The organism is Streptomyces sp. NPDC015139 (genome assembly GCF_043079785.1).
In the GTDB taxonomy this organism is placed as follows: domain Bacteria; phylum Actinomycetota; class Actinomycetes; order Streptomycetales; family Streptomycetaceae; genus Streptomyces; species Streptomyces albidocamelliae.
Window position 1 is genome coordinate 40,135 of sequence record NZ_JBIBUW010000026.1, and the last position, 17,787, is coordinate 57,921.

Genomic DNA, 17,787 nt, shown 5'->3' on the forward strand with positions numbered 1-17,787 from the left:
CACCCCACCCATCCCCGGGGCCGGCCTGCCCGAGCACGGCCGGCCCCACCCCACCCCTTGTGAAGGAGCACCACCACCGTGGCCCTGTCCATCTCCGCCGCCGTGCTGCTGGGCATCATCGTCTTCGTCCTGGTCAAGGGCGGCTACGTCCGCGTCGGCTCCGCGCTGACCTGCACGCTGTTCGGCTTCACCCTCGCCGCGACCGGCCTGGCCCCGACCATCAACAGCGGCCTGGCCTCGCTCGCTGGGATGATCTCCCGCTTCTGACTACGCCTCATCCCACGGCGGGTCGGGCGTGTAGTTGAGGCCGTCGCAGAAGCGGCAGTCCCACTCCGACGGGATCTCCCACTTGTCGACCCAGAAGCCGACCTGCTTGCCGACGAAGTAGTTGTCCCCGCCGCACCAACCGCACTCGAAGACGAACTCCACCCGATTCCCTCCACCGCGCCTGTCTGACGAGGATGCCCGGGGCGCCGGTGCGTGGCTACCCACCCGTCAGCCTCAACTCACCTGCTGCACAACGCCGAAGGGCGCCGCCTGACACGACTCCGGCGACGCCCTTCGCCGTTGCGCGCGGACCCCTCCCCCACGCCCCTCCCGGCCGTCACGGCCAGGAGGGCGCGCCCCTTCCCGCGTGATCGGAGAACCCCGATGGATCCGCTGAACACCACCCAGTCCGGCCTGCCCGAGTCCGAGGCCGCGGCCGAAGCCCGCCGTCTGCTCGCTGAGTGGGCGGGCAAGCCCGTACGCCACCACCCCACCTCGTTCCGCGACGACACCGAGCCGCCGGCCTTCGGCTCCACCCCGCCCGTGCGGCAGGAAGACCACCGGATCGTCCCGGCCTGGGCGGCCGGGATCGCGGTTGCCTCCATCGGCGTCGGCGCCGGGATCACCGGCATCGGCTGCGGTGCCTGGCTCGTGCTCCAGGGCCTGTCCTCGGTCACGTTGAACGGCGTCCTCATGGTCACCCTGCCGTTCGCGGGTCTGGCCATGGTCGCCACCGCCATCGGCGGCGCGATCAGCAAGGCCCGCGCGGCAGTCACCAAGAACGTCTTCGGGGGTACGGTCACCCACCACACCGAGATCCACAACAACAGCACCACGCGCGGGGCGTTCTTCGCCTGCACCCGCAACGACATCCGCTGACCCGCCCACCACCGCCCTTGGGCAGAAGGAGCAGCCACGCCATGTCCACCCGCACCGAGCCGTACGCCTGGACGTGCACGTGCCGCGCGTCCCGCTCCTTCCCGACCGAAAAACGGTTGTCCCAGGTCTTACGGCATCTCCAGATCGACGATTCGCTCCTGGACTTCCTGGTTGTCCCTTAGGGCACTAGGCAGCAGCGTCGTACTCGACGGGTATGCGGCTACGACCTGCTCCGCCGTCAGCCCTTCGATCCCTTCCAGAAGCGTGCCCCTCAAGAAAGCCTGCTGCGTATTCGCTCCGGTGATCTCAGCCTCCCGCAGACTGGCTTCCGACAAGTCCGTCCGGAAGAGGTTCGCTCCGCGAAGGTCAGCGCTGAACAGGTTGGCGCTTCTGAGGTCGGCCTCCCAGAGTTGCGCGTTTGCAAGATTGGCTTCGTTGAAGTCCGCGCCACGAAGGTCGGTCCGGTGAAGGTCGATGTTGAAGGGCTCATGGCGCCGTGGTCTGCGACCCAGGACGGTCAGGGCCGCTTGGACCGGCTCGCTGAGGCGTCTGTCCGGGGTGGCACCTGCCTGGCCTCCGGATTGCTCGGGCAGCGGGGCGTGGTGGCGGACGAAGGCGGCCAGAACCTCTACGACGGTGGGGTGGTCCTTCTCCGAATCCCTCATGATCCGCTCCAAGGAGTAGACGCCGCCAAGCCTCTCGACATCGACCTGTGAGGCCAACTGACCGATCGCTTTGGCGAAACGGTCGGTGACCTGTCCCTCGTGGGCAAGATCCAGGGTCCCGCGGGTGAACTCGGCCTGTCGGTTGTCGTTGGTGCGGGTGTGTTGCAGGGATCGGTGGCTGAGTACGAGGCCGATGCCGGCCACGATGCCCGCTCCGACCGCCACGACTGCCGTACGGAAGCCGGTCACAACGGAAGCGACCCCGGTTGTGGTGCCCTCGCCGAACCGGGCACGATCGAGGATCCACGGGCCCTGCCAAAACAGCCACACGAATCCGACTGCAGCCAAGGTGCTTGCCGTTACACCAAGCCACCACCGGACATTGGATCTGCTCGGGGCTGAATCCGACATGCAGTCATGTCATCAGCACAAGGCGAGCACGCCAGGCATCGGCACGAACCAAGCCCCAAACATCACCTGTGGTGCGTAGAACCCAGCGCCGTATGCACCTGGTGGCACCGTCTCTTGCCAGTCCGTTCCAGGAAACGTCAGGTGAGGGCCTCGGTCACGGCCGCAGGCAGCGGGTCGGAGCTCGCGCGTCGATCGTCCAGGCGTGGCCGAATAGCGCAGCTTTGGAACACCGCCCCTTCACCAGTACGCGAGATGCCGACGGAACGGACATTTGCGGCCCCTGCGTCGGATCGGACCTCACCTACCCGTGTGAGGGGTGCGGTTCCAGCAGCGATGGCATCTACCGCGCCCAGTTGTGCTCACGGTGTTTCCTCAAAGCCCAACTGGCCAAGCAACTCGGCGGCGATGAGGAGGCTCTGCCCTCTCCCCTGGCGGCCACATATCTGGCCCTGATTGGCGCCGGGCGGCCACACAGCGTGATCTATTGGCTGTCCCGCGACGGGGTCCGCGATCTACTGAACCAGCTCACGTGTACCGGCACGAAGCCGACCCACCAGCAGTTCGACGAGCTGGCCAGCACGCCGGCGACCCGATACGTCCGCGACCTGCTCGTCGCGGCTGAAATTCTGTCTCCGCGCGACGAGTACCTCGAAGCCCTCCCTCGATCGGCGGATGTCCTGCTGGCGCAGGCGCCCGACCATCATCGGCGGATCGTCACTCCCTTCGCTCACTGGGACCTCCTGCATCGAGTCCGCCGCGCCAACCGCCGCAGACCCACTCGAATCTCTACTCAGAACAGAACGAGGTCAACTCTGAGGCGAGTACTCGAACTGCTGACCTGGCTCGATGACCAGGGAACAAGTCTTGATCAGCTCACTCAGCTCGAACTCGACCGGTGGCTCGACGAAGGCAGCATCACGAGAAGGGACGTCAGACCCTTCATCGCCTGGGCCGGGCGCCGCGGCCTCGCCTCAGATCTGAACGTGCCGCCCCCACGTATCGCCGCACCCAAGACGTTCATCAAAGAGGAAGAACGGGTTCAGCAACTGCGCCGCTGCCTCTCGACAGAGGCCCTCCCTGGCATTGTCCGCACCGTCGGGGCCCTGGTACTGCTCTTCGGATTCCCCTACACGCGGCTTCTCGGCCTCACTATCCACGACGTGATCGTCAGCAGCGACAGCGTGGAACTCAGCGTCGATGGACACAGCCTGCGCCTGCCGCCCAGAGTCGATCAACTGCTGCTTGAGCAGCGGAAAGTAAGCGCGGAGTGCTGGACCATCAACCAGACAGCCAGCACAACCCCGTGGCTCTTCCCCGGTCAGGAACCCGCGCGGCCCATCCGGTCCGAATACCTCGGCCTACTGCTCCGACGCCACGGTTTCGAAGGCCTCGCCAGCCGCAACAGCGCCCGACTCGCGCCTCAGACCTGCCGGCATCCGTCCTCGCCGACCTCACCGGCACGAGCATCAGCAACGCCACACGGTGGACCGCATACGCGAAGCGGGACTGGTTCGACTACATCGCGTGCCGCAAGGAGACCTGAAGGAAGCTGTCAGACCAACGTCACTCAGCCCTCTGCAGGCCCGCGGATGGTCTTCACTGACAGAACCGGATCGACAGGTGGTACCAGCTCTCTGTTAGCGACTTCCACAAGGTGCATCGGAGGATCGCCGTCTTTCAGAGCGGTCACGTACTCGATGACCTGGGCATGCGTCAGCACCGGAAGGCTCCGGCGCAAGGCGTGCATGGCATGGATCCGTCCGCGAGCAGCCGCTACTGCTCGAACCTCATCATGTAGATCGTCGACCGCGGTCCGTACGGCCTGGCCTCGTATGCGAACTCGGTAGTCCGCCACCCAGGCCTCAGTTACCGCGGAGACGACCCCGATCTGGTGAAGGCTGCCGTTGAGGCGATCAACCAAGTACGGCCCGTTCCCGGCGAGCATGAAGGCGGGATTCCTGGTCCGCAGGTACTCCTCGGACGTCCAAGAGATCACCCAGGCCAGCTCGTGCTGTTTCACATGCGCCACAGCCATGCGCATCGGCTCTAGTCCCGCCGCCAGGTCACGCTGATAGTCGCGTTCCAGCTCCTCTTCAACGATCTGGACCGCAGCATCTCGCTCAATCACGCGTGCAGCATCCCCTACGGACTGCAACGGCGACCAACAGATTACTCGGGCATCAGGGCGCCAGCCGCTGCCCATCCCGGAATACCGCACCTACGGAACAAGCGCACTCCGCCAATACCCTTACGTACCCAGGGCGTCTGCGACCCCTGCGACAAGGGCTACGAGCCCGATCCCGACACCTACCTGCTGTCCACGGCCCCGGTCGTCCACCGCCTGGCCGCTTGATCGCAAGCCCCCAAGGAGAAGTCACCCATGGCCCTGAGAATGCCTACCCGCCGCTCTCTGATCGACGGCATTACCGCCCGTCTGGGCTGGCACCGCGGCTACGACCGCACCAAAGACGACGGCTGGCGCCGCGTATACGGCAGCAGCCAGATCGACGCCGTACTCACCGCACAAAGCGAGTCCGCCTACCGCCAGTCTCCGGACCACGCGGCCATCGCGACCGTCATGAACATCGACGCCCTGCACGCGCAGCCCGCGGTCCTGGACGTCCGCGACCGCGTTCTGGACGACGCCCTCTACCTGGAAGGGCTCCTCGCCGGAGCGCGCAACCGCCGTCTGCCGAACGAACTCATCGAGTGCTTGCAGGCCTCGGTCGACCACAGCTATGCGCTGGCCGTGCTCCTCGCCGAGACCGCGCGCGCCACCACCAAGGCAACCGGCTCATGACCGGCCTCACCCGCGTCGCCATCTGGACCAGGCCTGGCGATCACGCGCTGTAGATCCGCCCCGGGACAGCCGCTCTGCTTGCCGGCTTCGACGGCTGTCCCGGGCCCATCCATCCCGTACTAGACGAGAGGCAGATCCTCAGTATGGACTCCGTCCTGCGCGTTCATGGCCGGTTAGGCTCACGCACCCTTCTCATCACCGCAGCCGTGCCGTTGACCGGCTGGGCGGTGCACGCGGTCACCCTGCACAAGCGGCTCGCCGCTACACGGAAGGACCCGCTGACCGGCCTGCTGCGCCGCGACGCCTACACCGCCCGCGCCCGTCGGCTCCTGGCCCGTCACGGCGACAGCGCGACCGTGGTCATGGTCGACGCCGACCACTTCAAGCAGATCAACGACACTGCCGGGCACCCCGGCGGGGACGCCGTCCTCGCCGCGTTCGGCGCCCGGCTCACCGCGTGGGCGGGCCCACACGCTGCTGTGGGCAGGCTCGGAGGCGATGAGTTCGCAGTCGTCCTGGAGCTGGCCGCCGACTGTCGCGAGCAACGCCTCGCAAAACTGGTCCAGATGCTGCACGCCCCGGTCACCTTGGACGGCGGCCGCACCATCGACGTCGCCGCCTCGGTCGGTGCCGCAGCCCCCGATGTCCTCGGAACCCGTGACCTGACCACCCTGCAGAGGGCGGCCGACACCGCGCTGTACGACGGCAAGCACTCCGGCCGCGCCCACCTCGCCACCACCATGCACGGCACGGCCCCGTCGGTCAACGGCCGCCGGGCCGGACGTCGGGGCACTGCAGTATGGGGTCGAGCGGCATGAGCACTGGAACCCCTCTGCCGGCGGCGACTGGATCCGCGGCATCAACGTCCATCAGCCGCACGCCGCCTGCCTCCCCGCGACCGGCGGGCTTCCGGCCTCGAAGCCGAGGCAGCACCTCGTGACCAGGTGCTCCATAAGCTGCCCTGCCTGAGGCTGTGACGCGCAGGACCTGCAAGAGGCCGCTGTTCGAGCCGGGCCTCATCTCGGCGCCCGGCGGCCTGCTCGACTGGCGCGACAACCTGCACTTCGACCGCTTTGAGTCGCACCCCTGCACGCTGTGCACCAAGCCCATGTGCTTGCGCTCGCACGGCGGCGAGCCGCATTCACGGCCTGCGCCGAATCCTGGATCGCTGCGAACCCCGTCGAGGCTCTCCTCGGCCGCTTCGCCTCCGGCATCCAACCTAAGCGCCGGCACGAAGACGACCCCGCCTGACTCCCCTCCACTGGAGGCATTCATGAGCAGCACCACCGCCGACGTTGAACACGCCCTCGCCTACCCAGAGCCGCCCGCCTCCCCGCTTTGGCACCGCCGCGGCGCGAAAGCCCGCACCCTCACCGACGCTCAGAAGCGACGCAACCGCGAGCTCCTAGTGCTCGCGCAGTACACCCCCCGCCGCCGTTGCCAGCGCTTCACCGAGACCCTGCCGGAGACCAGTCGATGACCACTGAGCACTGCACCGTCGACCGCTGGGCGACACCCCATACCCCCACGGGGCCGCACGGCACCGCCACCTTTGCCCCGGTCGCCCTACTCACCCGACATCGACGTCTTCCTGGGAACGCCTCACGATATGGTCGCCACCTAGACCAGCGGCGCCCCGAGGACCGTTCACAGCGCCTCACGGCATACAGCTCGGCGACCTGTTGCGCGAGACCGGCCCCTGGTCCAGCCGCCTGTACTGAGCGAGCCTGCCAGCTCACTGGCTCGGGAAGTCCCGGATGCCGCGCTGGATTCCGGTCTTGCCCGTCTTAACAGCACCCGCCGATGCGCGTACCGCGGCGGCGCGGAAGGTCCCGCCCTCGCTCGGCGAAGCCTTGACACGCCCGCTCGGCGGACATGTCAGAGCAGCGCAATAGAGTCGCCGCCCCGGCCAGTTGGCTGAGCAATCGACGGGGGGGAGTCGGCGTGCGCGTGCGTAAGTGGTCCAGGTACACGAAGGATGAGAAGCAGAGACTCGGGCGGGGCCTCGAAACGGTTCTCAGGGAAGGGGGTGCTCCAGACGCGGAGGCGTTTCTCGCCGAGGGCGACGGCGGTGTACTCATTGAGGTTCCTGCCCCGCTATACCAAGGAGACCTTGACCGCTACGGTCGCGCGCCCATCAAGATACGAAACGGCTGGGCCGAGGAAGCAGTCCGAGGGATCCGGCTTCTCGCCGAGCGGGTCGGTATCGAGCTGACCTGTCACGGCGAGCACAGCAAGTACGGCACGGGACGTGGCCACAGCTTCGACCCGCTCCCTGTTTCCGGGTTCGTGCACATCACCGTGCCGTGGGCCGACGCCGATCACCTGCTAGCCGCCCTTGCGGGTGTGGCGCCGATCGTTCCAAGGGAAGAGCCGCAGTCAGACCCAGCCGCGGTTGAGGCGCGCGCGATCGAGGTCTACGAATCAACCGAGGTGATCGCCTGCATGGAGGCGGTCACTTCTGCAGGAGTCGCCTTGACGCAGGCCGTGACGGCTCTGCGGACTGCTGCGCGCGACGTAGGGATCGACACGTACGCCGCTTCAAGACATCGCCTCAGGGCCGTCCATGCCGCTGTTCCGCGGAACAGCGACCGTCAAATCCCCGGCCCCGATATCTACGACCCCTTCTGGGACGACCCTGTCGGTAGATACCTCATTCAGGTCAACTACCACCTGGCCGGCCTGCGAGGCATCGAGACGTCGCGACTCTGGGACATCGTCGATGCGAGCTGGGAAGATCACGATCATCAGGATGGCGAGTACACACTGAACGAGGCTCACATCGCCGAGGCAGTCGTGCGTTTCGAGCCGGACGTCGACTACGACCGTTTCCGCGCCTATATGCACGTGATGCGCGTACACGCGACCGAGCAGAACTACGCGGAAGCGCGTGAACCTTCTCTCCGGACTGAACGCGAGGCTGTCGAACGAGCTGAGCGCGAGGCTGCCATGCAGAAACTGAAGGCCGACCGGGAGGCACAGGCCCTGGCGCAGGAAGCGCGCGCTGCTGCAGCCACCGAGCGGAAGGCTAGGACCCAAGCCGCCCAAGCCGGGGCCGTCAAACCGAAGGATGTGTTCTATGTCGTGACGGGCACAGACCGGGTAACCGGCAAGCCGGGGGTCAAGTTCGGCATCAGCAACGGAGACGGAGAGATCCGGCTGACGCAGCACGCCCGCGACGGCTACAACACCCGACACCGGCTCTTCACCGGTCTTCCTGAGGGGGTTGCCCGAGAGGCGGAGAGCGCGATGCTGGCGCGCCTCAAAGGTGAAGGCCACAAACCGCTGCATGGACGCGAGTATTACCCGCAGGCTGCCCTTGGACTGATCCTGGACTCGCTCGATGGAGACCTGACCCCTACTGCCGATTCAGTGGACAAGGAAGTCAAGGCATTGACCGGCTGACCGCACGCACCAACAGCGAGCTGGGAGGTCTGCCACGACCGACCAGGCCCCCGACCTCCGGCTTGAGGACCAGTTCGAAGCGATGGACCCTGCCGACCTCAACCTCAAAACCCGAGCACGCAGGGCGCCCCCCGGCACTCGGACCCAAATCCGGGCGCCGGGGCCGCCCTTTGCGTTACAGGTCGGCTTGGCGGCTCAAACTGGATGCTTCTCCTCGGCCAGCTCCTGAAGCAGCGCACGATAAGCCTCTGGGTGCTTTTCACGCAGGATCTTCAGCCACACCCTCGCACCTCGAGCGAAGTCGTCGGTCTTCATCTTCAAGTGCAGGTGTGTGACGACGGAGAAGGCATCGTCGTACGGCAGCCGACGCGGTTGCCCGCCCTCGTGCTCTGCAGGGGCGTCAACCAAGGCACTCTTCCGGAGCTCGGTTGCCGCCTGGGCAGGTCCCAGGTCTGGGCTGGAAGCCTCCTCTCGAGGCTCGGGAATGGACTCCTTCTGCACCGCCTGCTCGTGATCAACGGAAGACGAGATCTCCGTTACCTCGCCGTGACTTTTCACGCCGTGAATATCTGCCGGCTCGGCTGCGGGCCTGCGGGACAGAGACCGCTGCCTCGCCGCCTCCGCCCGTTCGTCAGCCTTGGCCTTTTGCTGCGCCGGCGGCAACTTACTCAGGTTCCGGACGTGCTCGACCTTGCGCTCGCCCGTCATCAAGTCCTTCTGAAGCTCTGGCGACAGTTTCAGCAGCGACAGCTTGCTAGAGAGCGTGGATGGCGAGATGGACAGCCTCTTGCATGTCTTCGTTTGCGAACCGCCGTAGTGCTCCACCAGTTGGGCGAGAGCGTTGGCCTCCTCGAGATCGGTCATGTCCTCGCGGTGGTAGTTGGCGATGAACGCGGCCTCAAGCAGCTTCTCGTCGGTGGTGACGTAGGAGTCGTCGACGCGAACAGGGATGGTAGCGAGTCCGACCCGGCGCGCTGCCTCAAGACGCCGGTGGCCGTCAACCACCACATACTGGCTGCCCTCATCGAGATCTTCCGCGCGGTGAGGTCGGCCCCGGAGGAACGCATCGACAGTGGAGACGATGATCGGCAGGATGACGCCGACTTCACGAACCGACTCGATCGTGTCGTTCAGGTTCCGCAGGTGATCGCGCGGGTTCTCGGGGTTCCCACTAATCACCGGAACAGGGAGGTCGGTGATGGTGGCAGTGTTGGACGCCCCCTCACCTCGGATGGTCTGGTCGATGGCTGCCCGCCGGGCACTACGGGTGGTTGCGGCTGAGCCAAACGAGGACCCCCGACCCAATTGCTCCTTCTTAGTCACTTACCGGCTCCCGCCACGATCAGGCGCATCACATTCGACTGCTTACTCTCAGGCACGTATGCCAGGAGAGGCCTCTTGAGGCGAACCGTCTCGCGCTGCTCCTTCAGGTCATCCACCACAGCGACAACGGTCTGGCCGTCTAGCTGGTGCCACTCCTCCAGAGACGAGGTCGCGATGTAGCCGCGCCGGCTGTCGAAGAGGTTCACAACGATGCCGAGACGGTCGATCTCCAGACGGAGGTCGTCTTCGAGATCTTCGATCTGCTCAGCAAGCATCTGGTAAGCGTCCGCCGAGCTGTCCTCGGACTGAACGGGGACAAGCACCCCAGAACGCCCCGGCTTCTCGTTCGGACGCCTGCGCGCGTAGTAGAGAGCCGTGTCCATGCTCAAGCCCAGGCTGGGCGGCGAGTCGATCACGATGACGTCGTAGTCCTCCTCCAGAGGCCGCAGAGCGCGCTCCAGAGCCATCTCCTTCTGGAAGCCACGCGACTGAGCAGCCGTCAGCGCCAACTTGGAGTCGAGGAGGAAGCCCTCGCGCGTTCCGGGCAAGACGTGAAGTCGGCCCTCGAACCGCGGATCCTCGATGGGAACCACCAAGTCCTTGATGGCTCCGCTGGGCTCGCCGGTCATGTGGGTGACCAGGCTTTCCTCGCCCACCGGGATGGGAGGGATACCAAGCTGGTTGCTGAGGTGCAGCTGCGGGTCGAAGTCGACGAGCAGGACGCTCTGGCCGCCGCCGGCGTAATCGGCGATGAGGGCGAAGAGCTGCTCACGGGTACGGCTCAGACGTTCCAGCTCGGTATCTGTCAGGGACTCGACGAAGTCCTGAAGGCACTTGGCACCCAGCCCAGGAGTCTCAGCGTGCGCCTCGGCGACGCCAGCGGAAATAGTCGTTTTGCCGACGCCTCCCTTCTGGTTGCACACGACGATTCGCCGAATCTCCCCCGGGCGAGCGATGACTTCCTTGGGGGAGGGGTTGTCGTCCAGCCACGACCTGATGCTCTGGGCGAGCCCTTGGACATAGGAAAGCCCCCGTGCCGAGCAGGTGGCCTTGAAGTCTTCGTACAGCCCTTGAGGAAGCCAGGTCGAGAATGACTTGGCACCGGAGGCGTCGACGTCGCGCCCGGCCTCACTACTGGCACGCCAGTGGGTGATGGCCGTCGTGACAGCGTCCTGGATGTCCAAGCCAAGCTCGGCGCATCGGACTTTGAGCTCTTGCTGGAGCGCCGGAGGAAGCTTGAACGCCGCCTTTTCCCGGTCTCCGTCAGGGTTTGGAGAGGCCATGGCGTCACCTTACTGACTTTGTTGACTGCAACAGGGGTCCCTAGGTGTCACCTTACTGACCGTGCGGGTCGAAGTGAAACCCGAAGTGCAGGTTTTGATACCGATTCACCCTGATAGGCCCCACCCAGTTCTTCACGGCGTGAATAGTCACGAAAAGATAACGGGCATGCTGGGATAGGGGAGGGGACGGTGTCGACTGGACGCGAACTCCAGCAGCGGAGCCTGCGCGCTCCGACTGGGTTGAGGGGCTGCTCTCAGCTCTCTGGTACACACCAGCGGTCTGCCTGCCGTTGGCCGCAATTGCTGGTCCGGTCCGTGACCGCCCGACCTTCACAGTGCGATAGTCCACCCGGCACCGCGTCCTACCGGGTCTGCCAACACCGAGGCGCTGGCTATGCGGGCCGCAGCCAGCTGATGTCCGAGCAGGTTCCAGGTAAGTGAGCGCGTGAGGCCGGGGAGCCGCCCACCAGCCCGTTCACTGGAGGAGCGGCTGCTCAAGCAGCAACGCACGCGGCCTGACCTAGCCTTGCTGGCAGTGGCAGCGCCCCACCGCTGCCACTGCCGCAGCATTTGCATGCCTGGTGCCGTCCGCCGGGCGGGCGCGGTGTAGCTGCGGGCACCCGGCGGGCGGGATCGGCCACGAAGTTCCGGTGAAGTCTCCCGTCTCACAGAATCGCCCCTTTTCCGCAGCTCAGTACCGGTGTCCTCTCTGGGGGTGCTCAGTGTCGCGAAGGTTCAGAGGCGTAATGCTTGGCGCTACTACGTGCGCGGAGTCGCGTACGGGGATGGCCGTCGTCCGGTCGGCCAGTCGTTGAAGAATGCCCAGGAGATGGCCGGCCTCCCGCCGGGGAGGTGGTTGGGGCGCGGCCTGGACGCGCTCGGTCTCATTGAGGGCGCGGAGGTCTCCGAGCGGCAGATGCAGCTGCTGTTCGGGCAGGGGCGGCACCCGGACGCCGATCGCATCGAGCGTGACCTCCTGGACGACGGCGCTGACCCGGCCACGGCACGGCTTGCCACCGTGCTCGGGCAGCCGATTGAGGAGATCGAGGCGCGCAAGCAGACGCCGCTGCTCGCCCTCGACTTCACCTTCCGGCCGCAGGCGTCCCTGATCGTGCTGTGGGCGCTGGGAGACGCCAAGACGCGGCGGATCATCGAGCGGGCGCACGAGCGGGCCATCGCCAAGGTGCTGCGCTGGCTGGAGGATGAGGTCGCACAGACCCGGTGGTCCTCGGGTCGCGGCCGCGCGAAGACCCCGGCCCTCGTGGTCGCCGCGTTCCGGCACTTCGACAACCGGGACGGCTTCCCGCTCCTGCACGACCACTGCCTGGTCCTCAACCGAGTGCAGCGCAGGGGCGACGACGGCGAGCCGGTGTGGGGTGCCCTGGACACCTTCCGCCTCTACCGAAATGTGGTGGCGGCCGGGACTCTCTACACGCTCGCGATGACGACCGAGGTCTGTGAGGAGCTGGGACTGGCGACGGTGCCCCGGGAGGTGACGCCGGGCCTGCGCCCGGTGATGGAGATAGCCGGTGTCGACTCCGCGCTCATCGATTGGTCCTCCACCCGCCGCCAGCGGATCGAGGACGTCCTGGAGGGCCTTACCTACAAGTTCGCGCAGGAGCACGGGCGGCTGCCCGGCGAGCGCGCCCGCCACGGACTCGGCTGGCAGGCCGCGCAGGACACCCGCCCTGAGAAGAAGACTCCGCGCCCGTTGAAGCAGCTGCTCGCCTGGTGGCGGGCGTCTGCGCTGCTGAAGTTCGGCAAGCAGATGGTCAATGGGCTCGTTCAGCGCTGCCGCGCGGCGGGCGCGGCGATCCGAGCCCGGGTAGATCCACACGTGGACGCCGCACTCGCCGCCGTCGACGTCACCGCGGTCGTCTCCACCGTCCGCGGTAAATTCGCCCGCCGCCACGTGCTGGCCGAAGCCCGCCGACACCTGCTGGAGACCCTGCGCGGCCGGGAGTTCACGAGCGGCCTGGACGACTACATCGCCGACCGTGCCCTGTCCGACCACAGCCGTCAGTCCACCGTCCCGAAGCCCGGCCGCCGGACCCCGGATGCCGACCAGCTCTTCTACACCGCCGACTTCACCGAGTCCGATCGCTGGTGGATCGCCGGCGCCGACGGCACGCCTCCCCGCGAGTCGAGCCGGTACGAGCGGGCCCGGGTCGCCAGCCTCGCCGTTCAGAACGCGAGCCGCGCCGCCCGTACCCCGCACGCCGCTGCCCGAGACGACGCCCCGGCCGCCACGCACACGGAAGACCACCACGATCATGCGTCAGACTCGCCGCACGCCGTCGACCATCCGGGCCGGTATGCCAGGCGCACCCCACCGCAGCGGGCCGCCGCCGTTCAGGCCCACCAGCAGGCTGCGATGCCCGAGGAGTACTCGGAGGGTCGTACGACCGACCCGGCTACGTGGCTGCGCACACCGAAGAACTTGGAGCGCCTTGCCGCCTTCACGCGGGTGGCCAATGCCCGCCGCCGCGCCTTCGAGGCCCGGTCGAAGGCGGAACAGCCGGCCGACGTGGTCAAGCCCGCCGACCAGCAGCAGCACCACGCGAACCGGCCCGACCACGGCAGGGGAGCGGGCCGTGACCGGTGAGGGATGGCAACCGGCCAGGGCATGGCCGATCTGTGACTTCACCCGCGGGCCCCAGGAAGCCGGATCGAGAATCGGGAGGTTGGCACCCGGCACGGGAGGAACCTTGACCGACCTGCACGAACCGCTGGAACCGATGGACAGCTACCCCGACGAACTGCCCCCGCCCCGCCAGCGCGGCGACGTGAGCCTGGTGGGCCTGCTCAGCATCGCCGACGATCTGGCCCGCAGCCTGGCCGTGCTGAAGATCCGGATGCAGCCTCACGACCCGAAGACCTCGCTCGTCAGCCCCGAGAAGGCCCGCGAGAACACAGCGCGGGAGGTCGACCGGCTCCTGGGCACCGCCGTCTATTTTCAGCGTCACGCCCACGCCGCGATGCTCGGGCGGTGCGTTCTGGGCGCGGACTCCAAGGAGGACTGCTCCACCGAGGGCGCCAACCTCCAGCTCAACGTCTGGGACGACACCACGCGCCGGGACATCGTCGAAGACGGCACCACCGGCTGCGTTGCCCACACCGTCGAAACCGCCCGCCGGGCCATGGCCGACCCCGCCAGCGAGAAGATCCTGCTTGCCTTCGTCCGCGACGACGAAGGCACCACCGTTGCCCGCGCTCTCGGGCTCGGGCCGGACGACACCGCGCAGTTGTTGCACCGCGGCCTCACCCTGCGCCCGGAACACCGCGTCGGCTGACCTCACTGTTCACGCGGCCGCGCCCTGGCCGCCTGGCACCCGCATTGGAGCGCCACGTTGCCTTACGAGGCCCTCGATCTGAACCTGACCGATCCGACGAAGGGCTACCTGAACTTCGTCCTCTACACCGAGCCCCAGCGGGGCGCCGTCACGTCGTCGCTGAACGCCGTACTGGACATCGAGGCGCAGCAGACCGTGACACCTCACTTCCAGGAGTGGCTGGGCAGGCTGGTGCGCTGCGAGCCGAACGCGATGCACTGCACGCTCGTGGAACCGGCGAAGATCCCGGCCTTGTTCCACCCGTGCGTAACGGAGGACAAGGACAGCCCCTCGGCCATCCGCGGATCGGGCTGCCTGTGCCGTCGGACCTTCTACGACCCTGAGTTCGGGCTGCCCGTCGTGGGAGAGCACTTCAAGCACGCGGGTAGCGGCGGTACGGACCAGTGGAGCTACACGACGTACGCCCCGCTCGAACTGCGCCCCGACGACATCTTCAGCCGCTTCTGCACCGGCCGCAGTCTGTTCTGGGCCCGGACGGACAAGGGCGTTCTGTCATTCCTCCCGCGCAAGAGCGCCCTGGGGTACGAGATCGGATACAACGGCGGCGGCCCCCACGCCCTGGCCGCCTACCTCACCCAGGTCGCGTCCACCGATGGAAGGAACACGACCGCCGGCGCCCCGTACGAGACGGCGCACCCAGCGATCGTGGCCTGGACCCAGAGCAAGGCGGAGGCCCGTGGCACGAACGAGCTGTCGCTGAGCGACCTCCAGGCCATGATGGCCGGCTGACCGAACGCTGGCCCCTGACCGCGCCAACGCCCCCGGACCAGATGCCTGTGGGCGTCAGTACGCCCGCATCACGGAGAGCCCCGGATCACAAACCCGTCCAGCGAGCCGGGGCCGTAGGGCCAGTCGCGGCGCTTTAGACCGAGTTTTCCGCAAGGAGCAGAAGCCGGAGCCGTTCTCGTCCGTGGCGCAGGTGCGAGCGCACTGTGGCTTCGGTCAGGCCGACCTCACGGGCGATCTGCCGCGGCTTCAACCCGTCCAGCGCGAACGCGAAGACCGTGCGCTGCTTGGGAGGAAGGGTGTTCACCAGCACGATGACGTGCTGCCGCTCGACAGAGAGTGTGGCCGGGTCCGTGTGCGGGTCCTCGGATTCGAGCAGCCAGTCGGCCATGGGGTCGACCAGGGCAGTGCGGTGCTGCCGTGAGCGCAGCCAGTCGATCCAGCGCTGCTTGGCCACGTGATAGGAGAACTTCAGCCGTTCATCCTCCGGCGTGTCGTCCCAGCGTTCCCACAGCCGCATCAGCGCGAACTGTGTGATGTCACCGGCCTCCTGCTGAGGCACGCCACGCTTGTACAGCGACTTGTGCACCTTCTCCTCGGCCTTCTCGGTCCTGATGAAGGCCTCGAAGTCGGCGCGGTCCTGGTCCGTCCGGCCGGCCGTGTGGCGCACCTTCGCCTCGGCCCTGAGGGCCTCGAGCCAGGCCTCCAGGTCGAGGGGCTCCTGGTCGGTGCGGGTCATGTTTCTTGCTCTCCCGTTTCCTCGGCGCCGGCCGCGATGAGCGAGTCGGTGCCGGGTGCCTGAGCCGGGACGGCGGCCAGCCGTACGGCCTGCTGCCCTTCGGGTGCTGCGTCATCGGTGAGCGGCTGCACGGCCTCGTCCTCGCGCGCGGGCTCGCCCGGAATGTCGGTGCCCGGGGTCTGCTGGGCGGCCGCGGCCTGCCGCTGGCGGATCGTGTCACCCCTGCTCATGAAGAAGCTGACGACCTTGTCGACGGGGATGAGGCTGACGTTCTTCGTCCACCTGCCCACCACTTTGGTTGCCCAAGCGGCCTGCGGCCAGAACACCGTCGCTGCGACCGATGCCGCCACGTACGGCACGGCAGGCTGCACGTGGTGCGGCAGGTCGGCGGGAAGGTACGAACCAGCGATCGTGCCCAACTGCGTGAAGAGAAGTGTCACTCGGGCTTTGCCCATGGGCAGAGCGGGGCGTGACGCGGCGGAAGCCGCCGCGTCAGACCCCATGCGCGTTGTACGCATGAGTTTCGCCTTTCATCTGTCAGTGCCCCGCTCGGCGGCACGCCCTTCCCCCTCCGGCCAAAGAAGATTCGTGGCGTGCTGCGTCACGACGCAGATCATTACTCATCGTGCCGACACCACTTCGGGCTGTCGAGATGGCCTCGGTGTGTCGGGCAGTGAGACAGACCACAGCAACTGGCTTTGCACGAAAACGCCCACCATCTCGGTGAAACGGTCAGACGTATCGCCTACGTCTGTCACGGGCCCGCCGCTACCTCCGGCCAGAGAGCGGCGGGTCCTCAAGCTTCCCGAGCTCGTCGTCAATTCGGTCCTGCCCAACGTGTGACATCGCCGGGCCGGAGATCGGCCCGGGGCCGGTGGAAGCGGGCGGGATGCCGCCACCGGCCGCCCGCATCGCGTGCCACGTCGACGCCGACTTCCACGACGAGGCCGGGATCCACCAGGGCCACGTCCAGCAGCTGGCGGCTGCCCCACCCCGCCGAGAACGTCCAGCCCGTCCACGGGTGGCCGCTGGCGGCCGGGGTAAGGAGAGCGGCGGTGGCCCTGGCGGTGAGCCGGGCGAGGGTGGCGGTGCGGCCCACGTACCGCAGCCGGCCCTCGGTGTCATAGCGGCCGAGGAGGAGTGTGCGCGGGGCGGTGGGCGGGCGGGTGACGGCGCCGACAATGGCCTCGGTCGTCTCCTTCGTCTTGTACTTGCGCCAGCCTCTGACCGAGGGGCGGTAGGGGTCCGTGAGGCGTTTGAAGACGACGCCCTCGATGCGGACCGATCCCCAGGTGAGCCACTCGTGGACCACGTGGGGATCGGTGGTAGACGGGCAGAGCACCCACGGTGCCAGGAGTCCTCGGATGGTGAACAGTTCCTCGAGTGCGGCGCGGCGCCGCATGTAGGGCCAGGCGGTGGTGTCGGTGCCGGACATGCGCAGCAGATCGAACGCGACGAACTGCGCCGGCCACTGCTCGGCCGCCCGGACAGCTGCTGGTCCTCGGCGGTGCAGCCGGTTCTGGAGCTGTTCGAAGGAGAGCCGGCCGGCCTCCCAGTCCCACACGATCAGCTCACCATCGAGCGCCGTGCGGTCGGGAAGCTGGCTCGTGCCCGCCACGATCTCCGGAAACGCCGGCCCCATCTGGGTGCCCCGGCGCGAGCGCAGCATCACGGTGCCCGTGTCGGCGGAGACGGCTGCGCGGAACCCGTCCCACTTCGGCTCCGCCGCCCATCCGGTGGGGAGGTCGGGTTCTTCAACGGCCACGGTGAGCATCGGCTCGGGAAGCGACCACGTCACACCCTCAAGCCTTCCCCACAGGTTGCCGCCGCACCGGACGAAAATGCCGTCTCTCGTCGCTGACCTGGGAAAAGGCAGCAGCTAGACTTTCGTTTGCGACGAAAGTAAGTCCGGATTCCCACTATGCGCAGGACACGG

General features: G+C 67.2%; 19 protein-coding genes. 9 read left to right on the forward strand and 10 right to left on the reverse strand.

Annotation, left to right across the window (positions count from 1 at the left end; genetic code table 11):
* Window positions 1-78: 78 nt before the first annotated feature.
* Window positions 79-267, forward strand: coding sequence for a hypothetical protein (locus ACF08B_RS38040; protein ID WP_392321609.1), 189 nt, complete (start codon window positions 79-81; stop codon window positions 265-267).
* Here ACF08B_RS38040 and ACF08B_RS38045 read toward each other — a convergent pair whose 3' ends face one another.
* Window positions 268-429 carry a hypothetical protein gene (locus ACF08B_RS38045; RefSeq protein ID WP_366806164.1) on the reverse strand — a complete coding sequence of 54 codons (162 nt, stop codon included), beginning with the start codon at window positions 427-429 and terminating at the stop codon, window positions 268-270.
* 222 nt (window positions 430-651) lie between these two features.
* On the opposite strand from ACF08B_RS38045, the gene ACF08B_RS38050 reads away from it, so the two are divergent.
* Window positions 652-1,146: a hypothetical protein gene (locus ACF08B_RS38050; RefSeq protein ID WP_392321610.1), complete on the forward strand. Its 495-nt coding sequence runs from the start codon at window positions 652-654 to the stop codon at window positions 1,144-1,146.
* 128 nt (window positions 1,147-1,274) lie between these two features.
* On the opposite strand, the gene ACF08B_RS38055 is transcribed toward ACF08B_RS38050, so the two are convergent.
* The 4 genes from ACF08B_RS38055 to ACF08B_RS38070 all read right to left on the reverse strand — a co-directional run bounded on the left by ACF08B_RS38055 (window position 1,275) and on the right by ACF08B_RS38070 (window position 4,350).
* A complete protein-coding gene (locus ACF08B_RS38055) occupies window positions 1,275-2,159 on the reverse strand; it encodes a pentapeptide repeat-containing protein (RefSeq protein WP_392321611.1) in 885 nt (294 codons plus the stop codon).
* Between the two features lie 575 nt (window positions 2,160-2,734).
* Window positions 2,735-2,953, reverse strand: coding sequence for a hypothetical protein (locus ACF08B_RS38060; protein WP_392321612.1), 219 nt, complete (start codon window positions 2,951-2,953; stop codon window positions 2,735-2,737).
* A gap of 240 nt (window positions 2,954-3,193) precedes the next feature.
* Complete coding sequence (locus ACF08B_RS38065; RefSeq protein ID WP_392321613.1) at window positions 3,194-3,427, reverse strand: hypothetical protein; 234 nt, start codon at window positions 3,425-3,427, stop codon at window positions 3,194-3,196.
* A gap of 362 nt (window positions 3,428-3,789) precedes the next feature.
* Window positions 3,790-4,350 (reverse strand): YrhB domain-containing protein, encoded by a 561-nt coding sequence (locus tag ACF08B_RS38070; protein ID WP_392321614.1) that lies wholly within the window; start codon window positions 4,348-4,350, stop codon window positions 3,790-3,792.
* Window positions 4,351-4,602: 252 nt separating this feature from the next.
* Between ACF08B_RS38070 and ACF08B_RS38075 the strand changes: the two genes are divergently transcribed.
* The 4 genes from ACF08B_RS38075 (at window position 4,603) to ACF08B_RS38090 (ending at window position 8,427) form a co-directional block, all read left to right on the forward strand.
* Entirely contained in the window at window positions 4,603-5,022 is a 420-nt protein-coding gene (locus ACF08B_RS38075) for a hypothetical protein (RefSeq protein WP_392321615.1), read from the forward strand.
* 143 nt (window positions 5,023-5,165) lie between these two features.
* Window positions 5,166-5,840 carry a GGDEF domain-containing protein gene (locus ACF08B_RS38080; RefSeq protein WP_392321616.1) on the forward strand — a complete coding sequence of 225 codons (675 nt, stop codon included), beginning with the start codon at window positions 5,166-5,168 and terminating at the stop codon, window positions 5,838-5,840.
* A gap of 455 nt (window positions 5,841-6,295) precedes the next feature.
* On the forward strand, window positions 6,296-6,502 hold the full coding sequence (locus ACF08B_RS38085) for a hypothetical protein (protein ID WP_392321617.1): 207 nt from the start codon (window positions 6,296-6,298) through the stop codon (window positions 6,500-6,502).
* A 464-nt stretch (window positions 6,503-6,966) separates the two neighbouring features.
* Window positions 6,967-8,427, forward strand: coding sequence for a hypothetical protein (locus ACF08B_RS38090; protein WP_392321618.1), 1,461 nt, complete (start codon window positions 6,967-6,969; stop codon window positions 8,425-8,427).
* Between the two features lie 195 nt (window positions 8,428-8,622).
* Here the strand turns inward: ACF08B_RS38090 and ACF08B_RS38095 are convergent, their stop codons facing one another.
* Window positions 8,623-9,750 (reverse strand): ParB/RepB/Spo0J family partition protein, encoded by a 1,128-nt coding sequence (locus ACF08B_RS38095; RefSeq protein ID WP_392321619.1) that lies wholly within the window; start codon window positions 9,748-9,750, stop codon window positions 8,623-8,625.
* Window positions 9,747-11,033, reverse strand: coding sequence for an AAA family ATPase (locus ACF08B_RS38100; RefSeq protein WP_392321620.1), 1,287 nt, complete (start codon window positions 11,031-11,033; stop codon window positions 9,747-9,749). Before ACF08B_RS38100 ends, ACF08B_RS38095 begins: the two co-directional genes overlap by 4 nt.
* A 763-nt stretch (window positions 11,034-11,796) precedes the next feature.
* Between ACF08B_RS38100 and mobF the strand changes: the two genes are divergently transcribed.
* From mobF to ACF08B_RS38115, 3 genes are all read left to right on the forward strand, one after another.
* On the forward strand, window positions 11,797-13,638 hold the full coding sequence (mobF, locus tag ACF08B_RS38105) for a MobF family relaxase (protein WP_392321621.1): 1,842 nt from the start codon (window positions 11,797-11,799) through the stop codon (window positions 13,636-13,638).
* 103 nt (window positions 13,639-13,741) lie between these two features.
* Complete coding sequence (locus ACF08B_RS38110; RefSeq protein ID WP_392321622.1) at window positions 13,742-14,326, forward strand: hypothetical protein; 585 nt, start codon at window positions 13,742-13,744, stop codon at window positions 14,324-14,326.
* A 57-nt stretch (window positions 14,327-14,383) separates the two neighbouring features.
* Window positions 14,384-15,115: a hypothetical protein gene (locus ACF08B_RS38115; RefSeq protein WP_392321623.1), complete on the forward strand. Its 732-nt coding sequence runs from the start codon at window positions 14,384-14,386 to the stop codon at window positions 15,113-15,115.
* Between the two features lie 133 nt (window positions 15,116-15,248).
* Here the strand turns inward: ACF08B_RS38115 and ACF08B_RS38120 are convergent, their stop codons facing one another.
* The 3 genes from ACF08B_RS38120 to ACF08B_RS38130 form a co-directional block, all read right to left on the reverse strand.
* Complete coding sequence (locus ACF08B_RS38120) at window positions 15,249-15,851, reverse strand: RNA polymerase sigma factor (RefSeq protein WP_392321624.1); 603 nt, start codon at window positions 15,849-15,851, stop codon at window positions 15,249-15,251.
* Window positions 15,848-16,369: a hypothetical protein gene (locus ACF08B_RS38125; protein WP_392321625.1), complete on the reverse strand. Its 522-nt coding sequence runs from the start codon at window positions 16,367-16,369 to the stop codon at window positions 15,848-15,850. Before ACF08B_RS38125 ends, ACF08B_RS38120 begins: the two co-directional genes overlap by 4 nt.
* A gap of 299 nt (window positions 16,370-16,668) precedes the next feature.
* Window positions 16,669-17,649: an ATP-dependent DNA ligase gene (locus ACF08B_RS38130; protein WP_392321626.1), complete on the reverse strand. Its 981-nt coding sequence runs from the start codon at window positions 17,647-17,649 to the stop codon at window positions 16,669-16,671.
* Between the last annotated feature and the right edge of the window lie 138 nt (window positions 17,650-17,787).

Bases quoted from the DNA above. Each gene is read 5' to 3' on its own strand.
- ACF08B_RS38050 (WP_392321610.1), top strand. From the start codon at position 652: ATGGATCCGCTGAACACCACCCAGTCCGGCCTGCCCGAGTCCGAGGCC.
- ACF08B_RS38075 (WP_392321615.1), top strand. From the start codon at position 4,603: ATGGCCCTGAGAATGCCTACCCGCCGCTCTCTGATCGACGGCATTACC.
- ACF08B_RS38080 (WP_392321616.1), top strand. From the start codon at position 5,166: ATGGACTCCGTCCTGCGCGTTCATGGCCGGTTAGGCTCACGCACCCTT.
- ACF08B_RS38085 (WP_392321617.1), top strand. From the start codon at position 6,296: ATGAGCAGCACCACCGCCGACGTTGAACACGCCCTCGCCTACCCAGAG.
- ACF08B_RS38100 (WP_392321620.1), bottom strand. From the start codon at position 11,033: ATGGCCTCTCCAAACCCTGACGGAGACCGGGAAAAGGCGGCGTTCAAG.
- ACF08B_RS38120 (WP_392321624.1), bottom strand. From the start codon at position 15,851: ATGACCCGCACCGACCAGGAGCCCCTCGACCTGGAGGCCTGGCTCGAG.
- ACF08B_RS38125 (WP_392321625.1), bottom strand. From the start codon at position 16,369: ATGCGTACAACGCGCATGGGGTCTGACGCGGCGGCTTCCGCCGCGTCA.